The sequence below is a fragment of the Cupriavidus sp. D384 genome (assembly GCF_001652915.1).
Lineage (GTDB): Bacteria > Pseudomonadota > Gammaproteobacteria > Burkholderiales > Burkholderiaceae > Cupriavidus.
In genome coordinates this window covers 15,669-41,488 of the sequence record NZ_BBQI01000004.1, presented here as the reverse complement: position 1 = coordinate 41,488, position 25,820 = coordinate 15,669, and the positions used below count along the sequence as shown (strand labels likewise).

The 25,820-nt window shown below is 64.2% G+C and carries 25 protein-coding genes and 4 tRNA genes; 17 read left to right on the top strand and 12 right to left on the bottom strand.

From position 1 onward, the window contains the following. Positions 1-3: 3 nt before the first annotated feature. From rnc to nagZ, 6 genes are read left to right on the top strand one after another with little or no spacing between them, the layout of a single operon-like run. Positions 4-774 (top strand): ribonuclease III, encoded by a 771-nt coding sequence (rnc, locus tag A9J21_RS00895; protein ID WP_066730972.1) that lies wholly within the window; start codon positions 4-6, stop codon positions 772-774. Beyond that, complete coding sequence (gene era, locus A9J21_RS00890) at positions 771-1,709, top strand: GTPase Era (protein ID WP_066730971.1); 939 nt, start codon at positions 771-773, stop codon at positions 1,707-1,709. Before rnc ends, era begins: the two co-directional genes overlap by 4 nt. A gap of 5 nt (positions 1,710-1,714) precedes the next feature. Further along, positions 1,715-2,596, top strand: a complete 882-nt coding sequence (gene recO / locus A9J21_RS00885) for a DNA repair protein RecO (RefSeq protein ID WP_066731056.1) — start codon at positions 1,715-1,717, stop codon at positions 2,594-2,596. A gap of 27 nt (positions 2,597-2,623) precedes the next feature. Continuing rightward, positions 2,624-3,406, top strand: a complete 783-nt coding sequence (gene pdxJ, locus A9J21_RS00880; RefSeq protein ID WP_066730969.1) for a pyridoxine 5'-phosphate synthase — start codon at positions 2,624-2,626, stop codon at positions 3,404-3,406. Then, positions 3,403-3,831, top strand: coding sequence for a holo-ACP synthase (gene acpS / locus A9J21_RS00875; RefSeq protein WP_066730967.1), 429 nt, complete (start codon positions 3,403-3,405; stop codon positions 3,829-3,831). Before pdxJ ends, acpS begins: the two co-directional genes overlap by 4 nt. A 6-nt stretch (positions 3,832-3,837) precedes the next feature. Further along, positions 3,838-4,887: a beta-N-acetylhexosaminidase gene (nagZ, locus tag A9J21_RS00870; protein ID WP_066730965.1), complete on the top strand. Its 1,050-nt coding sequence runs from the start codon at positions 3,838-3,840 to the stop codon at positions 4,885-4,887. Between the two features lie 93 nt (positions 4,888-4,980). On the opposite strand, the gene efp is transcribed toward nagZ, so the two are convergent. Beyond that, a complete protein-coding gene (gene efp / locus A9J21_RS00865; protein ID WP_066730964.1) occupies positions 4,981-5,541 on the bottom strand; it encodes an elongation factor P in 561 nt (186 codons plus the stop codon). A 132-nt stretch (positions 5,542-5,673) separates the two neighbouring features. Further along, complete coding sequence (earP, locus tag A9J21_RS00860) at positions 5,674-6,825, bottom strand: elongation factor P maturation arginine rhamnosyltransferase EarP (RefSeq protein ID WP_066730963.1); 1,152 nt, start codon at positions 6,823-6,825, stop codon at positions 5,674-5,676. A gap of 143 nt (positions 6,826-6,968) precedes the next feature. Between earP and uvrC the strand changes: the two genes are divergently transcribed. The 6 genes from uvrC (at position 6,969) to ybaL (ending at position 12,082) form a co-directional block, all read left to right on the top strand. Next, positions 6,969-9,110 carry an excinuclease ABC subunit UvrC gene (gene uvrC / locus A9J21_RS00855; protein ID WP_066730961.1) on the top strand — a complete coding sequence of 714 codons (2,142 nt, stop codon included), beginning with the start codon at positions 6,969-6,971 and terminating at the stop codon, positions 9,108-9,110. Between the two features lie 137 nt (positions 9,111-9,247). After that, a complete protein-coding gene (gene pgsA, locus A9J21_RS00850) occupies positions 9,248-9,847 on the top strand; it encodes a CDP-diacylglycerol--glycerol-3-phosphate 3-phosphatidyltransferase (RefSeq protein ID WP_066730959.1) in 600 nt (199 codons plus the stop codon). Between the two features lie 180 nt (positions 9,848-10,027). Next, positions 10,028-10,103, top strand: a tRNA-Gly gene (locus A9J21_RS00845). An 84-nt stretch (positions 10,104-10,187) separates the two neighbouring features. Further along, positions 10,188-10,263: transfer RNA gene (locus A9J21_RS00840), tRNA-Gly, on the top strand. 112 nt (positions 10,264-10,375) lie between these two features. Next, a tRNA-Cys gene (locus A9J21_RS00835) sits at positions 10,376-10,449 on the top strand. Positions 10,450-10,837: 388 nt separating this feature from the next. Further along, entirely contained in the window at positions 10,838-12,082 is a 1,245-nt protein-coding gene (gene ybaL / locus A9J21_RS00830) for a YbaL family putative K(+) efflux transporter (RefSeq protein WP_082926161.1), read from the top strand. On the opposite strand, the gene A9J21_RS00825 is transcribed toward ybaL, so the two are convergent. Beyond that, on the bottom strand, positions 12,070-12,999 hold the full coding sequence (locus tag A9J21_RS00825; protein ID WP_066730958.1) for a LysR family transcriptional regulator: 930 nt from the start codon (positions 12,997-12,999) through the stop codon (positions 12,070-12,072). The genes ybaL and A9J21_RS00825 overlap by 13 nt on opposite strands. 104 nt (positions 13,000-13,103) lie before the next feature. On the opposite strand from A9J21_RS00825, the gene A9J21_RS00820 reads away from it, so the two are divergent. After that, positions 13,104-14,195 (top strand): YeiH family protein, encoded by a 1,092-nt coding sequence (locus A9J21_RS00820; protein WP_066730956.1) that lies wholly within the window; start codon positions 13,104-13,106, stop codon positions 14,193-14,195. A 47-nt stretch (positions 14,196-14,242) separates the two neighbouring features. Here A9J21_RS00820 and A9J21_RS00815 read toward each other — a convergent pair. Then, a tRNA-Leu gene (locus A9J21_RS00815) sits at positions 14,243-14,329 on the bottom strand. A gap of 181 nt (positions 14,330-14,510) precedes the next feature. Here A9J21_RS00815 and A9J21_RS00810 point away from each other — a divergent pair. The 3 genes from A9J21_RS00810 (at position 14,511) to A9J21_RS00800 (ending at position 16,062) form a co-directional block, all read left to right on the top strand. Continuing rightward, entirely contained in the window at positions 14,511-14,849 is a 339-nt protein-coding gene (locus tag A9J21_RS00810; protein WP_066730955.1) for a hypothetical protein, read from the top strand. Between the two features lie 317 nt (positions 14,850-15,166). Further along, complete coding sequence (locus A9J21_RS00805; protein ID WP_066730952.1) at positions 15,167-15,433, top strand: hypothetical protein; 267 nt, start codon at positions 15,167-15,169, stop codon at positions 15,431-15,433. A 221-nt stretch (positions 15,434-15,654) separates the two neighbouring features. Then, positions 15,655-16,062, top strand: coding sequence for a heme-binding protein (locus tag A9J21_RS00800; RefSeq protein ID WP_066730950.1), 408 nt, complete (start codon positions 15,655-15,657; stop codon positions 16,060-16,062). Between the two features lie 227 nt (positions 16,063-16,289). Here A9J21_RS00800 and A9J21_RS00795 read toward each other — a convergent pair whose 3' ends face one another. From A9J21_RS00795 to A9J21_RS00780, 4 genes are all read right to left on the bottom strand, one after another. After that, complete coding sequence (locus A9J21_RS00795; RefSeq protein WP_066730948.1) at positions 16,290-16,637, bottom strand: hemin uptake protein HemP; 348 nt, start codon at positions 16,635-16,637, stop codon at positions 16,290-16,292. Between the two features lie 284 nt (positions 16,638-16,921). After that, complete coding sequence (locus A9J21_RS00790) at positions 16,922-17,335, bottom strand: biopolymer transporter ExbD (protein WP_066730947.1); 414 nt, start codon at positions 17,333-17,335, stop codon at positions 16,922-16,924. A 35-nt stretch (positions 17,336-17,370) separates the two neighbouring features. Next, a complete protein-coding gene (locus tag A9J21_RS00785; protein ID WP_066730945.1) occupies positions 17,371-18,102 on the bottom strand; it encodes a MotA/TolQ/ExbB proton channel family protein in 732 nt (243 codons plus the stop codon). A gap of 50 nt (positions 18,103-18,152) precedes the next feature. Beyond that, entirely contained in the window at positions 18,153-18,809 is a 657-nt protein-coding gene (locus A9J21_RS00780) for an energy transducer TonB (RefSeq protein WP_066730944.1), read from the bottom strand. A gap of 454 nt (positions 18,810-19,263) precedes the next feature. Here A9J21_RS00780 and A9J21_RS00775 point away from each other — a divergent pair, with 454 nt between their 5' ends. Further along, a complete protein-coding gene (locus A9J21_RS00775; RefSeq protein WP_066730941.1) occupies positions 19,264-21,579 on the top strand; it encodes an AAA family ATPase in 2,316 nt (771 codons plus the stop codon). Here A9J21_RS00775 and murI read toward each other — a convergent pair. The 4 genes from murI to A9J21_RS00755 form a co-directional block, all read right to left on the bottom strand. Next, entirely contained in the window at positions 21,569-22,390 is an 822-nt protein-coding gene (murI, locus tag A9J21_RS00770; protein ID WP_066730939.1) for a glutamate racemase, read from the bottom strand. The two genes, A9J21_RS00775 and murI, sit on opposite strands and share 11 nt — an antisense overlap. 73 nt (positions 22,391-22,463) lie before the next feature. Then, positions 22,464-23,987 carry a fumarate hydratase gene (locus A9J21_RS00765; protein ID WP_066730937.1) on the bottom strand — a complete coding sequence of 508 codons (1,524 nt, stop codon included), beginning with the start codon at positions 23,985-23,987 and terminating at the stop codon, positions 22,464-22,466. A gap of 142 nt (positions 23,988-24,129) precedes the next feature. Further along, positions 24,130-24,699, bottom strand: coding sequence for a TIGR00645 family protein (locus A9J21_RS00760; protein ID WP_066730935.1), 570 nt, complete (start codon positions 24,697-24,699; stop codon positions 24,130-24,132). A 123-nt stretch (positions 24,700-24,822) separates the two neighbouring features. Continuing rightward, positions 24,823-25,746, bottom strand: coding sequence for a DMT family transporter (locus A9J21_RS00755; RefSeq protein WP_082926159.1), 924 nt, complete (start codon positions 25,744-25,746; stop codon positions 24,823-24,825). Positions 25,747-25,820 lie beyond the last annotated feature (74 nt).

The window sequence follows — 25,820 nt, the reverse complement described above, 5'->3', positions numbered from 1 at the left end:
GACATGACCCTCGACGCCTTGCAGCAACGTCTCGGCTACCGATTCAGCAAGCCCGAATTGCTGCAGCAGGCGCTCACGCATCGCAGTCATAGCGCGCAGCACAACGAACGCCTGGAATTCCTTGGCGATTCGGTGCTGAACTGCGCGGTGGCGGACATGCTGTACGGCATGTTCGGCAAGCTGGACGAGGGCGATCTGTCCCGCGTGCGTGCCAATCTGGTCAAGCAGCAGGCCCTGTACGAGATCGCCCAGATGCTGCAGTTGTCCGACGCGCTGCGGCTGGGTGAAGGCGAGCTGAAAAGCGGCGGTTTCCGCCGCCCGTCGATTCTCGCGGATGCGCTCGAGGCGATCGTCGGGGCCGTGTTTCTCGATAGTGGGTTCGACGCCGCCCGGGCGTTGATCCGCAAGCTGTATATCCCGATTCTGGAGCAGGTGGATCCGCGCACGCTGGGCAAGGATGCCAAGACGCTGCTCCAGGAGTATCTGCAGGGTCACAAGATTGCCCTGCCGCAGTACAACGTCATTGCCACTCACGGTGCGGCGCACAGCCAGCAATTTGAAGTCGAATGCATCGTGCCTAAACTGGAGGTACGCGTGTTCGGCACCGGCGCGTCGCGCCGCGCGGCCGAACAGGCAGCGGCCAAGCTTGCGCTGGACGAAGTCCAGAAGCTCGTGCCCCAATTGCTCAAGCGCAGCCGCGCAGAGCGAACGGGCAAGACACGCAAGCAGCCGGTGCCCCAGGATCCCCAGTTGTCTCTCAGGTTGAAGGAATGACCGATTCTCTCCCTCCGCAGCAGGATGCGGCGGAAACATCCGGCGCCGCGGCGTTTCGCTGCGGCACCGTAGCCATCGTAGGCCGCCCGAACGTGGGCAAGTCCACGCTGATGAACGCGCTGGTTGGCCAGAAGATCAGCATCACGTCACGCAAGGCCCAGACCACGCGCCACCGTATCGTCGGTATTCAGACCACCGACGACGCGCAGTACGTTTTCGCCGACACGCCGGGTTTCCAGACGCGCCATGCCAGCGCATTGAACCGTTCGCTGAACCGCGCGGTGACATCGACGCTGTCGTCGGTGGATATCGTGCTGTTCGTCGTGGAGGCCGGTTATTTCGGCCCCGATGACGAAAAGGTGATGGCGCTGCTGCCGAAGAACGTGCCGGTGCTGCTGGTGTGCAACAAGCTCGACCGCATCGGCGAAGGCCGTTCGGAAGTGATGATGCCGTTCCTGGAGCAGATGGGGCAGCGCTTTCCGTTCACGGAAGTGGTGCCGATGTCGGCCAAGACGCGCGACCACATCGACCGCCTGCTTGCCATCATCCGGCCGTACCTGCCGGAAGGCGAGCCGATGTACGACGTCGATGCGATGACCGATCGCAGCGAGCGCTTCCTGGCATCGGAAATCATCCGTGAAAAGGTGTTCCGCTGGACTGGCGACGAACTGCCGTACACGAGCACCGTCGTCATCGACAAGTTCGAGACGGAAGGGCGGCTGCGCCGCATTTTCGCCACGATCCTGGTTGAGCGCGACGCTCACAAGGCCATGATCATTGGCAACAAGGGCAGCAAGCTCAAGCAGATCTCTACCGAGGCTCGCCTCGACATGGAGAAGCTGTTCGATGGCAAGGTCTACCTGGAGATGTGGATCAAGGTCAAGAGCGGCTGGGCCGACAACGAAGCCGGATTGCGCGCCTACGGCTACGAGTGAGCAAGATGCCTGACGTGCGCCGCGGCGCGCCGCGTGCGCGAAGTGCCGATCCGATTGCCGAGGAGGCCGCCGAGGTGCTGGAGTCGGGCGCCATTCCTGCGCTGAGTCCGGCCGTGGCGGCCGGGCGCGAAATGATGGACCGCGCGATGCGCATCGTGCCGGCGCGCTCGGAGTTGCGCGTCACCAACGAGGCGGGATTCGTGCTGCATGCCTATCCCTATCGCGAGACCAGCCTGATTCTCGACGTCTTCACGCGCGATCACGGCCGCATGGCGATGGTCGCCAAGGGCGCCAAGCGACCGCATTCGGCGCTGCGCGCCGTGCTGCAGCATTTTCATCCCATTTCGTTGTCGTGGACTGGCCGCGGCGAGGTCAAGACGCTGACCAAGGCCGAGTACATGGGCGGCATGCTGCCGCTGGCTGGCGATGGGCTGCTGTCGGGCTTCTATCTGAATGAATTGCTATTGCGATTCTGCCCGCGGGAAGACGCACACCCCTCGCTGTTCAAGCACTACATGATCACGCTGACGCGCCTGGCACATGGCGAGCCTGCGAGCCTGGTGTTGCGCGGTTTCGAACGTGTGCTGCTGCAGGAAACCGGCTTCGCGGTGGCGTTCGACCAATGCATCAAAACGGGCGAGCGCGTGCAGCCCGGGCTCGACTATGTCTACCAGCCCGAGCGCGGCGTGCGGCGCGCCCATGCCAGCGATCCGTCGAGCTGGCCCGTCGTGTCGGGGCAGACGCTGCTGGACATGGCGCAGGACGACTACGGACGCGCACAAACGGTTACGCAAAGCCGCGCGTTGATGCGGTTCCTCCTGCATTATTATCTACAGGGCGAGCCGCTGAAAACGCGCCAGATCCTGATCGATCTGCAGTACCTTTGATTCCCAATTCCCTCTGAGCAAGCCGGCATGATCTTCCACGCGAATCCCGGGGTCATCGACCTCGGCGTCAACATCGATCACGTTGCCACGCTGCGCAATGCGCGCGGCACGGTCTATCCCGACCCGATCCAGGCCGCCCTGCAGGCCGAGGAAGCCGGCGCGGACCTGATTACGCTGCACCTGCGCGAAGATCGCCGCCATATCCGTGACGCCGACGTGCGCGCGCTGCGGCCGAAGCTGGCGACGCGGATGAACCTCGAATGTGCGATCACTGCGGAAATGCTCGACATCGCCTGCGAGATCAAGCCGCAGGACGTGTGCCTGGTACCGGAGAAGCGCGAGGAAGTGACCACCGAGGGCGGCCTCGACGTGGCGGGCCATTTCGAGCAGGTCAGCGCCGCGTGCCGCCAGCTGGCCGATGCGGGTATCCGCGTGTCGCTGTTCATTGATGCGGACCCTGACCAGATTGCCGCCGCGGCAGCGTGCAAGGCGCCGGTGATCGAGATTCATACGGGTGCCTATGCAGATGCCCATACGGCCGACGCACAGGAGGCGGAGTTCCAGCGCGTGGCCGAAGGCGTGCGCGCTGGCCAGAAGCACGGCCTGATCGTCAATGCCGGCCATGGCCTCCACTACACGAACGTGCAGCGCATTGCGGCACTGCCGGGCATCCAGGAACTGAACATCGGCCACGCCATCGTGGCGCACGCGGTGTTCGTCGGCTGGCAGAATGCCGTGCGCGAGATGAAGGCCATCATGGTGGCGGCGCGGCTGGGTACCCGTTATCCCGTGCCGGGGCAGGCTGCGTGATCTACGGCATCGGCACCGACATCATCCAGATCGATCGCGTGCAAGGCGTGATGGACCGCACGCGTGGGCGCTTTGCCGAAAAGGTGCTGGGCCCGCGCGAACTCAAGGTCTATCACGCGCGCAAGGCCCGCTCTGAAAAGCGCGGACTGGCGTTTCTGGCTACGCGTTTTGCCGCCAAGGAAGCCTTCTCGAAGGCGATCGGGCTGGGCATGCGCTGGCCGATGACCTGGCGCGCGATGGAATTGCTGAATCTGCCGTCTGGCGAGCCCACCCCGCAATGCACGGGTGAACTTGCCGAGTGGGTTCGGGAACGCGGCCTGACCATTCGGGTCAGTGTCAGCGATGAACATGAGTATGCGGTCGCCTTCGCGATCGCGGAGCGGACAGGCCTGCCTGGTCCGCTGCCTGAACCAGCCTCGAACTGAACCGATATGAACAATAAAGTGACCGGCAAGCGTCCGGGTCCCGTGGTGCTCGATGTGGTGGGCAAGCAGCTCAACGCCGAAGACGAGCGCCGCATCGCGCATCCGTTGACCGGCGGCGTCATCCTGTTCGCGCGCAATTTCGAATCGCGCGCCCAGCTGGTAACGCTGACGCGTGCGATCCGCAATGTCCGCGACGACGTGCTGATCTGCATCGACCACGAAGGCGGCCGCGTGCAGCGCGCCAAGACCGATGGCTTCACGCACCTGCCCGCCATGGCGAAACTGGGCCAGCTGTGGGACCGCGACGTGCTGATGGCCACCAAGGCGGCCATCGCCTGCGGCTATGTGCTGGCAGCCGAGTTGCGCGCCTGCGACATCGACTTGAGCTTCACGCCGGTGCTCGATCTGGACTTCGGCCGCAGCGGTGTGATTGGCGATCGCGCATTCCATGCCGATCCGCGCGTAGTCACGATGCTGGCCAACCACCTGACGCATGGTCTGCTGCTGGCCGGCATGGCCAATTGCGGCAAGCATTTTCCGGGTCACGGCTACGTGGAAGCCGATTCCCATGTGGCGGTGCCCGTGGACGAGCGTACGCTCGACGAGATCCTGGTGCACGACGCCCGCCCGTATGACTGGATGGGCCAGGCGCTGGCGTCGGTCATGCCGGCGCACGTGATCTACCCGAAGGTGGACCCGGCTCCGGCTGGCTTTTCGCGCTTCTGGCTCCAGGACATCCTGCGCGCGCAGCTTGGTTTCGAAGGCGTGATTTTCAGCGACGACCTCAGCATGGAAGGCGCCAGCGTCGCGGGCACCGTCACGCAGGGCGCCAAGGCTGCGCTGGACGCTGGTTGTGACATGGTCTTGATCTGCAACAACCCGGAGAAGGCCGATCAGCTGCTGGCCGAGCTCGATATGTCGATCTCCAAGACGTCGCAGCGCCGTATCCGCAAGCTGTTTGGCCGCCGCAAGCCGCTGGACTGGAACAAGCTCGAGCAGGAGGGCGAGTACCGTGCCGCGCTGCGCCTGCTGAAGGACCTGGGACTGGTCAAGTAAGGGGGGGCAGATGCCGGGCCTGCGGCAGGCAGGCTGCGGACGACAAAAAGGGCAGCCGAAGCTGCCCTTTCTTATCGCGTTGCGCCGTGAAGCTTAGTTGGCGCGGCTGCGGTATTCGCCGGTACGCGTGTCGATTTCGATCTTGTCGCCGATGTTGCAGAACAGCGGCACTTGCAGTTCGAAGCCGGTGTTGATCTTGGCGCCCTTGAGCACCTTGCCCGACGAGGTGTCGCCCTTGACGGCCGGTTCCGTGTAGATGATCTCGCGGACCAGCGTCGTCGGCATATCCACCGAGATGGCCTTGTCGTTGTAGAACACCACTTCAACAGCCATGCCGTCCTCGAGGTAGTTCAGCGCGTCGCCCATGCTGTCCTTCTCGACTTCGTACTGGTTGAATTCGGTGTCCATGAACACGTACATCGGGTCGGCGAAGTACGAGAACGTGCATTCGCGGCGCTCCAGCACCACGACTTCGAACTTGTCGTCGGCCTTGAAAACCGACTCGCCCGGGGCGTCCGTCAGCAGGTTCTTGTACTTCATCTTGACAACAGCGGCGTTACGGCCCGACTTGTTGTACTCGGCCTTCTGAACCACCATCGGGTCGGAACCGATCATGAACACGTTGCCGACGCGGAGTTCCTGTGCGATTTTCATCTGAACTGTCTTCCTGAAAAAAATGGTCCGGGCACCTGATAGGCGTAGCCCGGAAATCGGTATGGCGAAGGCGCGCAGCCGGCAGTTTTGTTCTTGGGCCTTGAAACTTGGCTCGCCATCAAAATCAACCCGCTATTTTACCTGATTTTCGCTAAAGGCCACGAGATTCGCTGCGAGGTCGCCCAAGTGCTGCAATTGCCGCTGCCAGCGGTCCATGCCGGCGGTCAGGGCCGGCAATTGTGCCTGTAACGCCGCCCAGTCGGGCGCCGTGCCGTAACCGTTCCAGGCATGCGAAAACTCGATCAGGGCGGCGGAGCCTTCGGGCGCCACGCCGGCACGGGTGAACCGGGTCAGCCAGGCATCGAGCTTTGCGTGGTGTGCGTGGTCATCCTGTGGGTAGATGTGCCACACCATCGGCCGCGCGGCCCAGTGGGCGCGCACGCAGGAATCCTCGCCGCGCACGAAGTTGACGTCGCAGGCCCAGAGCAGCTCGTCGTAGTGTTCCTGGCGGACGAACGGAATGCCATGGACGATCAGATTGCCGCGATGGTGAGTGGTGCCTGGGGTGGGCGCCGCGCCCAGCCACTGGCCGACCTGTGCCGCCGCCAGCCCCTGGGGCACGAAACATTCGATGGGCGTGGCGCCATCGCGCCATTGGTCGAGCAGAACCGGCGTGGCCGGATTCTCATAGGCAAAGAAGCTGACCCTCAGCGCCCCGGGCGCGGGCCGCACGCCAAGCCGGTGCCACAGCGTGGCCTGTGCGGCGGGGCTGCTGCGGAATGCATCGCGCGAGGCGCCGATCATGGATTCGCGCAACAGGCCGCCCGTGCCGCGCGCAAAGCCCGGGAAGAAGAAATACTTGATCAACGGCAGGCGCGGATGGGGCGATGCCATGGTGTGGTGCTCGCTGACCCAGTCCTCGGCGCTCAGGTACTCGAGGTTGATCCAGACGGGCTTGCGCGGGGCAGCCGCCATGGCCGCCAGGAACGATTCGGGCAGGTGGCAGGCAAACGCCTCGATCACTACGTCGTGCGGGGCCGGGGCATCGAAAGCGGCGTCGGGCCGGGGGTCCCAGCCCCGCACATCGACCCCTGCCAGGCGTTGATGCGTGGCGGCAGGGTCGATCTCCGGCGCGAGTCGGGCAAAGCTGGCAAGATCATCCACCCAGAGGCGGACCGCATGCCCGTGCTCCTGTGCCAGCTGGCGTGCCAGCCGCCAGCAAACGCCGATGTCACCGAAGTTGTCGATGACCGTGCAGAAAATGTCCCAGGAACGGATTGGCATGATGCAGAAGAAATGTCGAGGCCGCCCGTCGGAAAAGTCTAGCGGGCGAATTGCTCTAAACTTGCGATTCTAGGCCAGCGCCCCGTATGGGCGCACATACATGGCGCACATGTGGCGCACCTTATTCGTCCAATCCGCCCGCGATGCCCGAGCAGGAACCTGTCCCCCAGACCGACCCCGTGATATCCGAATCCGAAGCCGCTCCCATGCCGGCGCAGGTTCCGGAGCCCCCCGACGTGCCGGACTTCGATCCGCGTCCAATCCTGGCGCGGATGCCGGGGCTGCCCGGCGTCTACCGATATTTCGATGCCGATGGCAATGTGCTCTACGTGGGCAAGGCTCGCGACCTGAAGAAGCGGGTGTCGAGCTACTTCAACAAGACGCAGCTGTCGCCGCGCATTGCCATGATGGTGGGCAAGATCGCGCGGATCGAGACCACCGTTGTACGGACTGAGGCCGAAGCGCTGCTGCTTGAGAACAATCTCATCAAGGCGCTGGCGCCGCGCTACAACATCCTGTTTCGCGACGACAAGTCGTATCCGTTCCTGAAGCTGACGGGCCACAAGTTCCCGCGCATGGCCTATTACCGGGGTGCGACCGACCGCAAGCACCAGTATTTCGGGCCGTTCCCGAGTGCCCATGCGGTGCGCGAGAGCATGCAGATCCTGCAGAAGGTGTTCCAGCTGCGCACCTGCGAGGACACCGTGTTCAACAACCGCACGCGACCGTGCCTGCTGCATCAGATCCACCGTTGCACGGCGCCCTGTGTAAACGCGATTTCGCAGGAAGACTATGCGCGCGACGTGGGCAATGCGGCGAGCTTCCTGCAAGGCCGCGAAACCGAGGTGCTTGAGGGCCTGCAGCAGAAGATGGAATCGCACGCGGTGCAATTGCAGTTCGAGCAGGCCGCCGCCGTGCGCGACCAGATTGGCGCGCTGTCGACCGTGCTCAAGCGCCAGGCCGTGGAGGAAGTGGGCCAGGCGCGCGATATCGACGTGCTGGCCGTGGCCGTCCAGGGCGGGCGCGCCTGCGTGAACCTTGCGATGGTGCGCGGCGGGCGGCATCTGGGCGACAAGGCGTACTTTCCGGCCCATGCCGACGAGGCGGCGATGATCGTCGAGGAGAGCGACGACAACGGCGAGGCGGCGGAGGCATCCGAAGCGTCAGGGGCGTCAGGGGCGTCAGGGGCGTCAGGTGCGTTCGAGGCCTCCAGTGATCAGGCCGCGGCCGAAACAGCAACTGCAGTCTCCGGCGCCCCCATCACCCCCACCGGGCCGCTGTCCGTCGACCGCATTGCCGCGCGCGTGCTGTCGGCCTTCATGATCCAGCACTATCTGGATCAGGCGCCCCCGCCGATCATCGTGGTCAGCCATGTACCGGCCGACGGTGCGGTCGTCGAGGCGTTGTCGATGCAGGCCGGCCGCAAGGTGGCACTGGTGCGGCAGCCGCAGGGCCAGCGCAAGGTGTGGCTGGAGATGGCCGCACAGGGCGCGGGCCTGGCGCTCGCCAGGCGCCTGGCCGAGCAGGGCAGCCAGGAGGCCCGTACGCGTGCGCTGGCCGAGACCATCGGCCTGGACATGGAAGACCTTGCCATGTTGCGCATCGAGTGTTTCGATATCAGCCACACGGCCGGCGAGGCCACGCAGGCGTCGTGCGTGGTGTTCCATCATCACGAGATGCAGAACAGCGAGTACCGGCGCTTCAATATCACCGATATCACACCCGGCGACGACTATGCGGCCATGCGCCAGGTACTGACGCGGCGCTACCAGAAGCTGGTCGAGCAGATCCAGGAGGATGGCGGCGATCCGGACGCTGCCGGCGCCGAGGGCGTGCCTCGCATGCCGCGCGTGGTGCTGATCGATGGCGGCAAGGGCCAGGTTGAGGTGGCTCGCCAGGTATTCGAGGAGCTTGGCCTCGATATTGGCCTGCTGGTGGGTGTCGCCAAGGGCGAGGGCCGCAAGGTGGGCCTGGAGACGCTGGTATTTGCCGATGGGCGCCCGTCGCTGGAACTGGGGCAGGGCAGTGCCGCCCTGATGCTGGTGGCGCAGATCCGTGACGAGGCGCACCGGTTCGCGATCACCGGCATGCGCGCCAAGCGGGCCAAGGCGCGCACCACGTCGCGGCTGGAAGAAATCGAAGGGGTGGGCGCCCGGCGCCGCCAGAAGCTGCTGACGCGATTTGGCGGCCTGCGCGGCGTGACGGCCGCCAGCGTCGACGAACTCGCCAGCGTGGAAGGCATTTCACGAACGCTGGCCGAGGAAATCTACCGGCAACTGCACTAAAGCCTGGCGTTTGCACGTATTGGGCGGCTTTCGGCCTGAAATTAACGGGCTCAGGCCGAAATCGGCGACAATCGCGCAATCCGCCTTGGCGACCACATCGCACACCAGCCAGTTTCTGGCGCACGAACGCACCGCCCATGCCACTGAACATTCCCATCCTGCTGACCTGGCTTCGCGTGGCCATGATCCCGCTTGTCGTCGGGGTCTACTACCTGCCCGAGGCCTGGTTGCCGATGCATACCAAGAACGTGACGGCGGCGTCGTTCTTCATCATCGCGGCGGTCACGGACTGGCTGGACGGCTTTCTGGCGCGGCGCTGGAACCAGACATCGGCCTTCGGCGCCTTCCTGGACCCCGTGGCCGACAAGCTGATGGTGACCGCGGCCCTGTTGTCGCTGCTGGCGCTGGGGCGTGTGGCCGACCTGATTGCGCTGGTCATCATTGGCCGCGAGATCACGATTTCGGCCCTGCGCGAATGGATGGCGCAGATCGGGGCGTCGAAGAGCGTGGCCGTGAACTTCCTGGGCAAGCTGAAGACCACCGTGCAGATGATCGCCATCCCCTTGCTGCTGTTCAACGACACGCTGTTCGGCCTGGATGCTTCGCTGCTGGGCACGCTGATGATCTACGTGGCGGCCGTGCTGACGTTGTGGTCGATGATCTATTACATGAAGCTCGCGTGGCCCCAGATTCGCGAGCGCAGCGATGCGCTGAGCGGGGCACGCACACAAAAATGAAATTTCCTGCAAAAAGTTGTTGACGAGCCGGTTCGTCGTTTGCAATAATCTCGTTCTCGCTGCTGACGACGCAAACGAAAGCAGCAAGATAAGCGGTACTTAGCGCGAATTGCCAGCATAAAGCTGCGTAGTTAAAAGAAGTTGCGCGATAGTCTGCTTTTCGGTATGATGCAGGGCCCTGCGGGAGTAGCTCAGTTGGTAGAGCGCAACCTTGCCAAGGTTGAGGTCGCGAGTTCGAGACTCGTCTCCCGCTCCAGGTTAATGGCATCCGGTGACGTGATGATGTTCGGTCAGGTCGGCGGAACGGCAGTGAAAGCTGCCAAGGCAGTAAAAGTTGTACGCGGGAGTAGCTCAGTTGGTAGAGCGCAACCTTGCCAAGGTTGAGGTCGCGAGTTCGAGACTCGTCTCCCGCTCCAATCCCAAAGGGAAGCAACGCTTCCCTTTTTCTTTAGCGGGATTGCATCCCGTCGCAGTGTCGGCAGTCACGACGCTCGCGGCGAATCCGGATACAATCCAGCATCGTCACCTGGCGGGGTGGCAGAGTGGTTATGCAGCGGCCTGCAAAGCCGTGTACGCCGGTTCGATTCCGACCTCCGCCTCCAGTTTCAAGCCGACGGCGCCCATGTGGCGCCGTTGTGCTTTTCAGCGCCGGCATTCGCCGAACTTCCCCAGTTTTTTGCGATTGTTCTCATCCGGAGCGGGGTGCTTCGCGTGTTACATTACGTCAATGCCGTACGCATCCGGGACGGCGCCTGGCGTGGCAAGCCACCTCGCGTAGTCGTATTCCGATGCATTCCCTCCCGCCGCGGCGCATGGCGATTTTGTTATGCACCCGCGGTCTGCGGCCGCTCTTCCCGTACCACCAGCAACGTTTAGGGTCCTTCCCCTGTCCGCGACATGCCAATGCGCATGATGCGTCGGCGGATGGTGCGTGGGCGCTGCGGTGATTCATCCAGATTATCGAGACAACCGGAAAGGAACCCCAGACGCATGCATCACGCCACCCCGCTTATCAGCACCATCGTCGGCGGTATCGTGCTGGCATTCATTCTGGGCGCCATCGCCAACCGGTTCCGGCTGCCGCCGCTGATTGGCTACCTGTGCGCCGGTATTGTGGTGGGGCCACATACGCCCGGCTACACGGCAGACCAGGCGCTTGCGCCGGAGCTGGCGGAACTGGGCGTAATCCTGCTGATGTTCGGCGTGGGCCTGCACTTCTCTGTCAAGGATCTGATGGCCGTGAAGAAGATCGCCATTCCGGGCGCGATCGTCCAGATTGGCATTGCCACGGCGCTGGGCATGCTGGTGGCCTGGGGCTTCGACTGGCACTGGGGCCAGGGCCTCGTCTACGGACTGGCCCTGTCGGTGGCGAGCACCGTGGTACTGCTGCGCGCGCTGCAGGAGCGTGACCTGATCGAATCACAACAGGGGCGCATCGCGGTGGGCTGGCTGATCGTGGAAGACCTGGCGATGGTGCTGACACTGGTGCTGCTGCCGGCGATGGCCGGTCTGCTGGGAGGCGGCGCCGAAGGCGGGGCGGGCGCCGCATCGGCGCCGACCACGATGGATGTGCTGATCGAGATCTTCTCGACGCTGGGCAAGGTGGCGGCGTTCGTGGCCGTGATGATGGTGATCGGCCGGCGCTTTATCCCGTGGATGCTCGAACGCATCGTGTGGACCGGCAGCCGCGAACTGTTCCGCCTGGGCGTGCTGGCCGTGGCGCTCGGCGTGGCGTTCGGTGCCTATTCGCTGTTCGGCGTGTCGTTCGCCCTGGGTGCGTTCTTTGCCGGCATGGTGATGGCCGAATCGGAATTCAGCCATCGGGCCGCCGAAGAATCGCTGCCGCTGCGCGACGCGTTCGCCGTGCTGTTCTTCGTCTCGGTGGGCATGCTGTTCGATCCGATGGTGCTGGTGAACGACCCCTGGGGCGTGCTGGCGACGCTGCTGATCATCCTGGTGGGCAAGTCGCTGGCGGCGCTTGGCATCGTGCGCGCATTTGGTCACAACAACCGCGTCGGCCTGACGATTGCCGTCAGCCTGGCGCAAATTGGCGAATTTTCGTTCATCCTGGCGAGTCTGGGCGTCTATCTCAATATCCTGCCCGAGCGCGGCCAGGCGCTGATCCTGGCGGGCGCACTGCTGTCGATCCTGCTCAATCCCGTCATGTTCCATCTGCTCGACCGCCATACGGCGCGCGTGGATGGGGACGGACGGCGCGACGCTCAGCCGGCCTGAGGTGGTGGCAGCACCGGCGCGGCGCCGCGCAGGTATTCGCTAAAGGCCAGCAGGCCTTGCGTGGGAAACTTGTCCTGGTGGACCACCAGTTGCAGCGGACGGATCACGCGCGGCAGGCCGCTGCGCAATGCCACCAGCAAGCCACGCTCGATTTCGTCGCGGACAACGTGAAGTGACAGGCAACTGACGCCAAAGCCGCTCATGACCGCGCGCTTGATGGCTTCCGCGTTGCCCAGCTCCAGCGCAAAACGCAGGGCGCCGAGTTCCGGCACCAGGCGCGCCTCGATGATCTCGCGTGTACCCGAGCCGGGCTCGCGCACAATCCAGTCGGCTTCGCGCAGCAGCCGGTGCAGTTCTTCCGGGCGGTCAGTGGCTGTCGCCAGCGGATGCGACGGGCCAACGATCACCACCATTTCGTCGTCGCACCAATGCACGCTGCGCAGATCGCGCTCGTGGCTGGTGCCTTCGATCAGCCCGATATCCACCTCGAACTTCAGCAGGGACTGCAGCACGTCTTGCGTATTGCCGATGCGCAGGTCAAGCGCGCAAGGGCCGGTCTGGGCGTGACGGAAGCCCGCCAACAGTGCGGGCAGGATATAGCTGCCGATCGTGTTGCTGGCGGCGATGCGCAATTGCACGCCCCCTTCGGAAGCAAATCGCTCCAGTTCGTGGGCCTGGTCCAGCAGGGACAGCGCACGCGGAAAGAACTGGCGGCCCGCTTCGTTGATGGCTAACCGTCGCGCCACACGGTCAAAAAGTGCGCCATTCAGGGCACGCTCCAGCTCCGCCAGTGACGCGCTGACTGCCGATTGCGACATCGCCAGGGATTCCGAGGCCGCAATCGTGCTGCCATGCTGGGCAACGGCAACGAACACCTGCAACTGGCGCAGGGTCAGGCGAAGCGGGCGCTGTTCCATGTCTTATCGATATATCTGATTACGCATAACGATATTACCCGTTTTACGGGTTAGCAGCTGGTGCGTACTCTGCAAGGCATTGAACAAAGACCCGTGTTGCTGCCATGTCTACGGCTCCTGCCCCGCATTCGATTTCTGTTGCCATCGCCCCGTCCACGCTGACGCTGTGGCGCAAGCGCATTCTGACGCTTCTGCCGCTGGGCGGCATCGCCTGGCTGGCCCAGGTGCTGGCCGATCATCCGGCCGTCTCGCAATATGGCTTGTCGGCCCTGACGCTGGCGATGTTCGCCGGCATGATTGCCGCCAACACCATGCCCAAGCACTGGCTGACGCCGCTCGCCCCGGGCATGCAGTTCGCTCGCCATCACATGCTTCGCCTGGGCGTGGCGCTGTATGGCTTGCGCCTGACCTTCGGCGCCATCGCCGCGCTGGGTGTTGGCGGAATTGTGGTGCCCTTGCTGATGCTGGTGGCGACGCTGCTGTTCGGTACCTGGGTGGGCTCCTCGTTCTTCGGCCTTAGCCGGCGCGAAGCGATTCTGGTGAGCGCTGGGAGCGCGGTCTGCGGTGCCGCGGCGGCCATTGCTGTGTCTTCGGTGGTGCGTACCGACGACCGCCAGACCGCCGTTGCCGTGGCGACCGTCGTGCTGTTTGGCACGGCCGGCATGCTGCTCTATCCGTGGATGTACGAGCTGGCCACGCAGCACTGGCATCTCGCGGTAAGCGAGCGCGCGTTCGGTATCTTCACGGGCGCCACGCTGCACGAGGTGGCCCAGGTGATTGCATCGGGCAAGATGGTGAGCGATGCCACCGCCGATGCCGCCGTGGTAGCCAAGATGGTTCGTGTGCTGGCGTTGGGCCCGCTGCTGCTGATCATGGCCCTGTGGCCGCGCACGAGCTGGTCGCAGGAATCCGGTGCCTCGCGCAACCTGAAGGGTTTGCTGCGCTCGGTGCCCTGGTTTGCGGTGGGCTTTGTCGCGGTGATGGCGCTGAATTCGGCGGCGCTGGTGCCCAGCGACTGGAAGCCCGCGCTGACGGCGCTGGACAACTGGCTGCTGGCCTGCGCGATGCTCGCCATCGGCCTGCATACGCGAATTGGCGACCTGCTGCGCGCTGGCCGCAAGCCGCTGGCACTGGCTGGCCTGCTGTTTGTCTTCCTGATGGTGGTGGGCGCTGGCCTGTGTGCGATTCTGGTGTGAACGGCAAGGGGCCCAGTAGCGCAGGGCCCTGGATAAGGCGGAGAGGCTGGTGCGGCCGACGGGACTCGAACCCGTAAGCCTGGAAAGGCGGCAGATTTTAAGTCTGCTGAGTCTACCAATTTCTCCACGGCCGCACGACAAGCCCGGTATTGTGGTGGCATCGCCCGCAGGAAGCAAGCTGGACACGTCACCTGCGATATGTGATCTGCCTGTTACCGCCGGTAACAATGTCGATACCACCGTTGCACCTGCAAGTTCGTGACCTCGTACAATAGTGAGTATCAGGATTCTTCCTAACTCATAGAGAGCACGATCATGAAACGTTGGTTGTTCGCAGCATTCGGTGTAGCCGCCGCGCTGGCGTCGGGCGCTGCAATGGCGCGAGTGAACGTCGACGTGGCGATCGGTGTTCCGGGCGTTGTCGTAGGCGGCCCCGCTTACTATCCGCCGGCACCTGCCTACTACGCACCGCCCCCGCCGGTCGTCGTGGCCCCGGCTCCGGTTTATTACGGCCCGCCGCCGGTGGTGGTTCGTCCGGCCCCGGTGTACTACGGCTACGGCCCGCGCTATTACGGTGGCCCGCGTTACTACTATGGCCCGGGCTGGCATGGCCGCGGCCACGGCGGTGGTCACGGCCATGGGCATCACCACTGACCCGTGTGCCGTTCCAAGGTCATTGAAAGGTATTTGTTAGAAAAAGCCCCGGAATGGGGCTTTTTCTTTTGCCAGGCGCCGTATAGCGTTCATCCTGGCCATCCTTTCTGAAGAAACTTGGCGGAACATTGCGCGTGTTGGTTCCCGCGCGAATTCGTCGCTCAAAGTTTTTGATGCGAACGCTCAAGCGATCTGGATATTCGGCTAGGGGTTTCCCCCTAAACTGCCTCACGTGACGCCGCTCCCACAGCAACGCTCCCAGCAGATCACACGCTGATGGCGCGGCGCCCGTCGTCAAACAGAACAAGGGGATTCACATGGCTCTCAAACAACGTCTGGCGGCTATGGCCGCAATTGGCGCGCTGGCCGCGCTCTCGACATCGGTGTTCGCTGCACCGGTCAAGTACGACATCTACAGCGGCGGCCAACGGGCTGTGGACACGCGTGATGTCTACACCGATGGCGCCCGTATCACCAATCGGGATGTCTACACCGATGGTGCGCGCGTGGCCGGCCCGCGCGATGTGTATTCGGATGGGGCGCGGGTCAACGACCGCCGCGACGCATTCAGCGACGGCGCCTGATCCGACAGCAGGCAACCCGACAGCCAGGCAAGGGCCCGCGGTATCGCCACGATATCGCGGGCCTTTACGTTTCCGGCGTCCAGGGTGCGGACCCTTCGTAACATGACCGTCAAGCCTTGCGAAGGTGAAGCAGTTTCACCTCCGAAAGGCGCGGATTACGTCATTTCGCGGTAGAGGGGCGCGATATACTGCAGCCTCAACCCTGAACGATGGAGAGAGGTATGCAGCAAAAGACCGTACTGACGGCTGACGACGTGAAGAAGGTGCTGGTCGCCGCCGAGGCCGAAGCCACGGCAAACAACTGGGCTGTCACGATCGTGGTTGTCGACGACGGTGGTCATCCGCTCGGCTCGATTCGCCTGGATGGCGTCGCCCCGATCTCGGCCTACATCGCCACGGAAAAGGCGCGCACGGCGTCGCTGGGCCGTCGCGAATCGAAGATCTACGAAGACATGATCAACAATGGCCGCTACTCGTTCATGACGGCGCCGGTGCTGCAAGGCATGCTGGAAGGCGGCGTGCCCATCGTGGTGAACAACCAGGTGGTGGGTGCGGTTGGCGTGTCCGGCGTGAAGTCGACCGAAGACGCGCAGATTGCCCGCGCCGGCATCGCCGCACTGGGTATCTGACCCCCCGTTGCTCCCAGGCGCCAACGCGCTGACAGGAAGCAAAAAGCCCCGCAGGCGCAACGCCTGCGGGGCGGTATAAAAAGTGGCATGGCTGGCATCGGCCGTTCAGGCAAAGGGTCTGGAATGTTTGCCTGACAGGGGAATCCGATCGTCTGGCTACTGCCGAACACCCGTTGGACGGGTGGTCCCCACAAAAGTCTTTACAGAAGAATCCGCTGCTTTTCCTGTTACTTGGTCAGGATCAGCTTGCCGTAGCGCGTGACGCGCAGCGTATAAACATCGCCGTTATGCAGGATCGGCAGCGTCGTGGCCCCTTGCATGATCGCCTCGAGCGGCACGGCGGGCGTGTCGGTAGTGTTGGCCGGCGTCTGGCGCATCAGCGCTTCCAGGCGCGCGGGTAGGGCGGCGACCGCCGACTTGACCGATTCCAGCGCGGACGAGGCCGTCGACGGAGCGCCGGACGCAGTAGCAGCCGTGTCGCGGCGCGCCTGCGGGGCAACCTCCACGCGGCGCAGGGACAGACGGCGGCGCGTGACTTCACGCGGTTGCGACAGCGGCAGGCTCAGGGTGCTCATGGTCTTCTCCGTTCGAAGTTCCGATGTTCCGTCTGGCGACGGAAGGTGGATATCTGCTCGATCCGCGTGCTGCGAATCACGATGAGAGGATCTTAAATGAGAACCGTTATCATTACAAGCCTCTTCGCATGAAGTTACATCTGTGACGCAATCGTTGCCGGGATGGACAAGCAAGACAGCTCACGATGCCCGATGCAGTCGCGCTTACCAATGCAAAAGGGCACCCGAAGGTGCCCTTATTGCTGCCAAAACGAAGCGGTCGGCAAGAACTGGCTGACGCCGGCTCAGTGCTTCGGTTCGGTGATGAAGCCGATCTTGCCCAGGCCGCCATGCTGTGCGGCGGCCATGACTTCGGCCACGCGCTCGTAGCGCACGTCGCGGTCGGCGCGCAGGTGCAGTTCAGGCTGCGGCTGCAGTTGCGCGGCGCTGGCAATGCGCTGTTCCAGCTGCGTCTGATCCACTTCTTCCTGGTTCCAGAACACCTTGCCCTGCGCATCGACGGAAACGTTGATGCTCTGCGGCTTGCTGTCGTTGGGCTGGTTGGTTGCACGCGGCAGGTCGATCTTGACCGCGTGGTTGATGACGGGAATCGTGATGATGAAGATGATCAGCAGCACCAGCATGACGTCCACCAGGGGCGTCATGTTGATTTCGCTCATCACCTCGTCATCGTCGCCGTCGAGGGTGCCGAATGCCATGATGCTTTCCTTCAGGCGCTTGCGCGAAGCAGCGCTTAGTTCTTGACGGCCAAGCGCATCGACGCATCGTCGCTGGCGCGGTTGGCGGAGGTCGGACGCACGCGGGCGCCGGTCACGAAGTAGGCGTGCAGGTCGTGCGCGAAGCGGTTCAGCTTGCTGATCACGCCCTTGTTGCCGCGGCTCAGGGCGTTGTAGCCCAGCACGGCAGGAATGGCCACGGCCAGGCCGAAGGCAGTCATGATCAGGGCCTCGCCGACGGGGCCGGCCACCTTGTCGATGGTGGGCACGCCCGAGGCGCCGATGCCGATCAGGGCGTGATAGATGCCCCACACGGTGCCGAACAGACCCACGAACGGTGCCGTGGAACCCACCGAGGCCAGTACGGCCAGGCCCGACTGCATGCGTGCAACGGCTTCGTCGATCGAGCTCTTCAGCGAGCGGGTCAGCCAGTCGGAAATGTCCAGTGCGTCATGCAGTTGCGGCTGGCTGGCGCGATGGTGCTGGGCGGCTTCCTTGCCGGTGACGGCCAGCGTGCGGAACGGGTTGGCGTCGCTGGCGCCCAGCGTGTCGAGCGCGTGGTCGAAGTCGTCCGAGTGCCAGAAGCGCTTTTCCGCGCCGTGCGCCATCTTCTTGAGGCGAACCAGATCCCACGCCTTGGTGAGAATCACGATCCACGACAGCAGCGACATGATCAGCAGAATGATGGCGGTCGCGCGCATGACGAAATCGCCTTGCGACCAGAGGTGGGAGAGTCCGAGGTCCTGCATGGTGGTTCCTGAAAGTGTCAGTGTTTAGGGTATCGGAAAATTCCGGGAAATCAGTTCAGCTCGAATTTGATCGGTTGCTGCGCGGTGGCGGCCATGGCGCGGCCGTTCTCCATGTACGGCTTGCAGCGGATCGCCTTGGCGGCGGTCAGCGCGGCATCGTCAAGGCGATCGGACCCGCTGGTCTTCGACACCACGGCCTTCACGACCTTGCCGGTATCGTCGAAATTCAGACGGATCACGGCAGTACCGGTCTCGCCCATGCGTTGCGACTGCCGCGGATACACCGGCGCGGGTTGCGAGCATGCCATTTCACCGATCCCGACAGCACGCGGTGCCGCATTGGTGGCGGCCGGCGGCGGCGCGGGCGGCTCCGGTGCAGGTGGCGCGGGCGGAGCAGGCGGCGCCTCGATGGCGTTCGGTGTTGGCGGCAGGTTGGCAACCGGTGCCGGCGTCGGCTGCGGCTTGGGCGGCGTCGGACGTGGCGTTACCACTTTGACCTGCTTGGGCGGCGTAGGTTGTGCCTTGGGCGGTTCGGGGGCGGGCGGCTCAGGCTTCGGCTGCTCCATCGGGATGATGCGGGCGATGATTTCAGGGGCGATGACGGCTTCCGTCATCTTGCGGGCCAGCCCGCTCTGGATCAAATACAGCAGTCCGACGTGGAACAGCAGGACCGCAACGGTGATCTTCAAAAATCGTTGATCGAACATGAGAGGAACGACAGGTGTCCGGCCTCGCGGCGCAATCACTTGCGGTAGAACAGGATCAGCGAGATTCCACATCCAACCAGCAGGCTCAATAGCAATTCCATGATGATAACGCTCCAAAGAAACACAGCTGTCTAGAAACCGGTTACAGGGGGAGCGCCACTCTTGGGCAGCGTATCAGCAGGACAGTATAAACGATAATGATTCTTATTTGTTGCACATTGTGCAATGCGTGAGGATATTCTGCGTCTGCTTCATTGCGGAGTTCGCAGCAATGCGGGGAGGATGTCGATCCGGCGTTACGTGGGGCAGAACGCGCGACAGCATGCCGCCAATGCCCCACCTGCGGAAATCCGCGCTACGATTATTAGAAATCCCAAGTTAGCGGCAGACACGGCACAGGCCAGGCGATCCCCGCGGTCCGGACGCCCCGCGCCCCGTGCGAAGGGAACCAGCCATGGATTTCACCCGTTTTGCTGAAGACGACCGCATGATGGACGACCGCAGCACGCTGCTGCGCGCATCGTCCGGCACGGTGGGCACTTCGGCGCTCGACTGGATGTGCGCCCAGTTTGCGCTGCGCGTGGTCTGCGCGCTCGGGCCGCGCTTCAACCTGCGCAGCAATATCAATGACGTGCTGACCGTCAGCGCGCAGGAAATGGTGTGGCCGTACGGCGTGGTGCTGCGCGTGCAGCGCTTCCTGTCCGCGCGTTGCGCCGACATGCCTGCGTGGAAGGGCGCTTCGCGCCTGTCGCCCGAGGATTTCCTGGAGCGCCACGGCCAGTGGAACAGTGCTTTCGACGAAAGCGCGCTGTTTTACTATCTGGACGAATACGTCAAGCATCACGCCAAGGACATGTTCGCGGTGTTTGCCGCATCGTCGGCCGCGATTGCGGCGCGGCTGGATGGCGAGCGCGTGCTGCTGGTGCGCAATATCGACATGCTCAGCCACGTGCTGAACCTGCCCGAGCACGAGCGCAAGCTGCTGCTCTACGCGGCGCTTGCCAAGTACAAGCGCGACCTGCGCGCGGTGATGGTCGACTGCAAGGTTGCGCACAGCCAGGAAGCGTTTCAGATCCTGGCTGGCCTGACCGCTGCCAGCCCAGGCGATATCGCGGCGTCGCTGCGGCCGGGATCGCGCCTGGAGACGCTGAACCTGATCGAACAGCCGCTGCCGGAAAACAGTGTGACGGACCTGGGCGACCTGATGCGCCTGTCCGACCGTCTGCTGCACGTGCTGCTGGGCAACTACGCCAGCGAGGCCGAGATGATGGCGGTCTTCACGCGGCCCGCCGCGCCGCCCACGCTGGGCACCGCCGACTACCCGCATGTCGAGACCGATGCCCGCTATCTGACGGCCTTGCTTGGCAACGCCACGCGCCAGAACGCCTCGGGCGTGAACGTGCTGATCTACGGGCCGCCCGGCACTGGCAAGACCGAGTTTGCGCGGCTGGTGGCGCGCGAAGCCGGTTGCGAACTGTATGAAGTGGACTGCTTCGACCGCGATGGCAACAGCCTGTCGGGCAAGGATCGATACCGGTCGTTGCAGGTGTCGCAGGCCTTCCTGCGCGGGCGGCCGCGCACGGCACTGCTGTTCGACGAGGTCGAGGACGTGTTCCCCGGCAGCGCGCGCGAACTGATGAGCCTGTTTGGCCAGGAAGACACGCGCGCTTCCGTCAATGGCAAGGCGTGGGTCAACCAGACGCTGGAGCAGAACCCGGTGCCCGTGATCTGGATATCGAATTCGATCCGGCAGATCGATCCGGCCTATCTGCGGCGCTTCCAGTTCCACCTCGAACTGAAGATTCCGCCACCTCAGGTGCGCGAGAACATTATCCGCAAGCATCTTGGGAGCCTGGCGGTCAGCGATGCGTTCGTGGCGACGCTGGCGGCGCGAAAGACGCTGACACCGGCACAGGTGCAATCGGCCGCGCGATTCGTCGAACTTGCGCGGCCCGATGTCGATGAACCGGTCGAGGCGCTGATCCTGCGCCAGCTCGAACATGCCGACCGCGCGATGGGTCTGCGTCCCGAGGTCGAGGCGCGCCCGGTGGTGACCCATTACCGGCTGGACAACCTGAATCTGGAAACGCGCTACGCGGTGGACAAGATCGTGCAGGCGCTGGGTGCGCGCCAGCGCGGCACGCTGTGTTTCTATGGGCCGCCCGGTACCGGCAAGACCGCGCTGGCCGAGCATATCGCGGCGGCGCTGGACCTGCCGCTGATGATCCGGCGCGCCTCTGACCTGATGAGCAAGTACGTGGGCGAGACCGAGCAGCAGATTGCGGCCATGTTCGCGCGGGCCGAGGAGGACGGCGCGGTGCTGCTGCTCGACGAGGCCGACAGTTTCATGCAGAGCCGCCAGCAGGCGGTGCGCAATTACGAGGTGTCGGAAGTCAACGAGATGCTGCAGGGGATGGAGCGTTTCAACGGCATCTTCGTCTGCACGACGAACCTGTTCGACCGTATCGACGAGGCTGCACTGCGGCGGTTTTCGTTCAAGATCCGCTTTCTGCCGCTCAAGCCTGCGCAGCGCGAGACGATGTTCGTCGACGAGGCGCTCGATGGCGATACCGGGCGCATGACGGATGCCATCCGGCGCGATCTCGACGGCATGGATTGCCTGACACCTGGCGATTTCGCTACGGTGAAGCGCCAGTCAGTGGTGCTGGGCGAGGCGCTGACGCCCGACGAGTTCCTGGCCCAGTTGCGCCAGGAACATTCCGTGAAGCCCGAGGTGCGGCATCACAAGCCGGTAGGGTTTATTCAGTAGCGTCGATCGCGGGTGCCGGTTCGATGACCACCGTCTCGGCGCCGGCCTCCACCTGCAGCAGCGCCCACGCCATCTCGCGCAGATGGGTGGCGTCCTTGGTCGACAGGTAGCGCACGGCCGGCGCGGCATCGGGGCTGGCCGCCAGGCCGAACTCGGCAAGCTTGCGGGCCAGCTGGCGCGCGATGGCCGTGCCGGTGTCGATCAGCGTCAGCCGGCTCCCGACCATGTCGCGGATGGTCTCCGACAGGAAAGGGTAGTGCGTGCAGCCCAGCACCAGGGTGTCGGCACCGGCGTCGAGCATCGGCCGCAGGTAGGCGTCGAGCTTCTCGCGAATCGCCGGACCCGACACGTCGCCCTGTTCGATCAGCGATACCAGCCCGTGACCGGCCGCGCACAGGTACCGGCTTTCGTGCGACAGCGCTGTCAGCAGCCGGTTGAACTTGGCGCTCTTGAGCGTGTTGGCGGTGGCCAGTACGCCCACCACCTTGCTCTGGCTCATCGATGCCGCGGGTTTGAGCCCCGGCTCCACGCCGATGATCGGCACGGCCAGGCGCTCGCGCAGGGTCTGCACGGCATGCATGGTTGCCGTGTTGCAGGCGATCACCAGCGCCTTGCAGCCCTGCGCCACCAGCCATTCGCAGACCTGCAGCGTGCGGGCCTCGACAAATCGCTCGGGCTTGTCGCCGTACGGTGCGTAGCGCGAATCGGCAAAGTAGATCAGGGACTCGTGCGGCAGCATGGCGCGCACTTCGCGCAGGACCGACAGGCCGCCAAGGCCGGAATCGAAGATGCCGATGGGGGAGGGGTTCACGCCTTTGACTCGGGAATGAAAAAAGCCGGACAGCAATTGTCCGGCTTTGCACTGCAATTGACCAGTCTGGCGATCAGGCTGCCGCGACCGGAATCTTGCCGATCTTGGCCTGCCACTCGGCGGGGCCGGTCTTGTGGACCGACGTGCCCGAGCTGTCCACGGCCACCGTCACCGGCATGTCCTTGACGTCGAACTCGTAGATCGCTTCCATGCCCAGGTCTTCGAAGGCCAGTACCTTTGCGCCGCGAATCGCCTTCGACACCAGGTAGGCGGCACCGCCCACGGCCATCAGGTAGGCCGACTTGTGCTTCTGGATCGATTCGATCGCCACCGGACCGCGCTCGGCCTTGCCGATCATGGCGATCAGGCCGGTTTGCGACAACATCGTCTCGGTGAACTTGTCCATGCGGGTGGCCGTCGTCGGGCCGGCCGGGCCAACCACTTCGTCGCGCACCGGATCCACGGGGCCCACGTAGTAGATCACGCGGTTCGTGAAGTCCAGCGGCAGCTTCTCCCCATTTGCCAGCATGTCGGCGATGCGCTTGTGCGCAGCGTCGCGGCCCGTCAGCATCTTGCCGTTCAGCAGCAGCGTCTGGCCCGGCTTCCACGATGCCACTTCTTCCGGCGTCAGCGTGTTCAGGTCGACGCGCTTCGACGTTTCGGTGTTCGGTGCCCACTCCACCTTCGGCCAGGCCGACAGGTCAGGTGCTTCCAGCTTGGCCGGGCCGCTGCCGTCCAGCGTGAAGTGCACGTGGCGGGTGGCCGCGCAGTTCGGGATCATTGCCACGGGCTTCGACGCGGCGTGCGTCGGCGATGCCATGATCTTGACGTCCAGCACGGTCGCCAGGCCGCCCAGGCCCTGCGCGCCAATGCCCAGCGCGTTGACCTTCTCGTACAGCTCGACGCGCATTTCCTCGATCCAGTCCTTCGGACCGCGGGCGATGATGTCCTGGATGTCGATGGATTCCATCAGCGATTCCTTGGCCATCACCATCGCCTTCTCGGCGGTGCCGCCAATGCCGATGCCGAGCATGCCAGGCGGGCACCAGCCGGCGCCCATCGTCGGCACGGTCTTCAGCACCCAGTCGACGATCGAGTCGGACGGGTTCAGCATCACGAACTTCGACTTGTTCTCCGAGCCACCGCCCTTGGCGGCTACCTGGATGTCGACGCTGTTGCCCGGCACCACTTCGTAGTGGATCACGGCCGGGGTATTGTCCTTGGTGTTCTTGCGGGCGCCTTCGGGCGGGCTGACGATCGACGCGCGCAGCACGTTGTCGGGGTGCGTGTAACCGCGGCGCACGCCTTCGTTGATCATCTCGGTCAGGCCCATGGTGGCGCCGTCCCAGCGCACGTCCATCCCCACCTTGACGAAGATCGTGACAATGCCGGTGTCCTGGCACAGCGGGCGCTTGCCTTCGGCGCACATGCGGCTGTTGGTCAGGATCTGGGCAATCGCGTCCTTGGCGGCGGGACTCTGTTCCAGCTCATAGGCGCGGCCCAGGCTGGTGATGTAGTCCATCGGATGGTAATAGCTGATGTACTGCAGCGAGTCGGCGACGCTCTGGATGAGGTCTTCTTGCTTGATGACTGTCATTTTGTGGGGGAGGGCAGCGGTGAAACACAGCCCGGGATGATACACCCTGGCGGCGACGGCTGTACGGGTTGCATACAGCCGTCGACACCTTTGGTCGGGTATTGCTGCGAGGCGAATGAATCACCTCGGCGAAGCGAAGTATTCAGTGTGCCTGCTGCGCCGCACCATCGGCGCCGTGGCCGGCGGCAGGGTGCGGATGCGACACCATGCGGTCCACCCAGGCCATGGCCAGGGCCGAAGCCAGGAACGCTACGTGGATGATCACCTGCCACATGATCGTGTGCGTGCTGCGCTGCTCGGCGTCGATAAAGGTCTTCAGCAGATGGATCGACGAGATGCCGATCAGCGCCATCGACAGCTTGACCTTCAGCACCCCGGCGTTCACGTGGTCCAGCCATTCGGGCTCGTCCGGGTGGTTGTCGATGCCCAGGCGCGAGACGAAGGTCTCGTAGCCGCCCACGATCACCATGATCAGCAGGTTCGAGATCATCACCACGTCGATCAGGCCCAGCACCACCAGCATGATCTTGGTTTCGTCATAGGTGGTGACGTGTGCCAGCAGGTGCCAGACCTCGGCCAGAAAGTGGTAGACGTAGACGCCCTGCGCGACGATCAGGCCAAGGTACAGCGGCAGTTGCAGCCAGCGCGAGGCAAAGATGATGCGGGGAATCGGTCGAAGCGGGGCGGGACGTAGCGGGGTGTGTTGGGCCATGGGCGATGCCGGAAGAAGATGTAAATGTCAGCAGACAATCGAAGCGGGGGTCGATTGTACCGTGCTGCCCATGACACCTGACAGCGCGGCCAGGTAACGTTTGGTTAGTGCCGGCGGGCTGGGTCAGCGCGATTGGCTGTCCAGCGCGCGGCGCGCGATCGGCCCCGGCCAGCTGGCGAGCACAATGCCGCCCAGCACGCACGCCAGCGCCACGCCATGGGCCCAGCCGGGCCGCTCGCCGAGCACGGCGATGCCGTAGACGGCGGCCGCCACCGGCAGCACCGAGGTAAAGACCCCGGCCAGCTGGGCGGGCACATGGCGAATGCCCTTCATCCACAGCCAGAACGAGAACACGCTGGCCGACAGCGCGTACCAGACCAGCATGGCCCAGGTGGTGCCGTCCACGCTGCCGAAGTCGAAGGTCAGCAGCGGCACGATGCCCAGCGGCAGCATCAGCGCGCCACCGATCAGGTGGGTGTAGGCGCAGATCTCGATGGCTGCCAGCGTTTGCGACAGGCGCCGCGACAGGATCACATAGATCGATTCGCAGACCACGGCGCCCAGGATCATCAGGTTGCCGGCCAGCGCGTCGCCGCCGCCCAGGCCCGCGTCGGCCTGGCCGTCATGGCCGCCACGGGCGATATTGAGCACGGCGATGCCCGCCACGGCCAGCAGCACCGAAAACACCGTGCGGCGGGACAACCGCTCGCGCAGCAACAGCCACGACAGGATGGCTACCGTCGCCGGGATGGTGCTGGTTATCACGCCGGCGGCCATCGCGCTGGTCAGCCGCACGCCACCGAGCATCAGCAGCGTGAACATGAAGGTGCCGAAGAACGCCATCAGGAACAGGTTCAGCCATTCGCTGCGCGACACCGCGCGCATGCGCGCCGGCCGATACCACGGCGACAGGCAGGCGATGGCGATCAGGAATCGCATCAGCGCGAACAGCAGCACGGGCACATGGGCAATGATCGATTTGCCGAGCCCGACATTGCTGCCGACAAGGGCCATGGCGGCGATCAACAGGAAGGCGTGGATGGGCAAGTTCGTCCGATGTCGTCCGATGGGGCGCGCAAAGCGGGCGCCTTCGCATGCCGCTGGCTGGGTGCCATGGCATG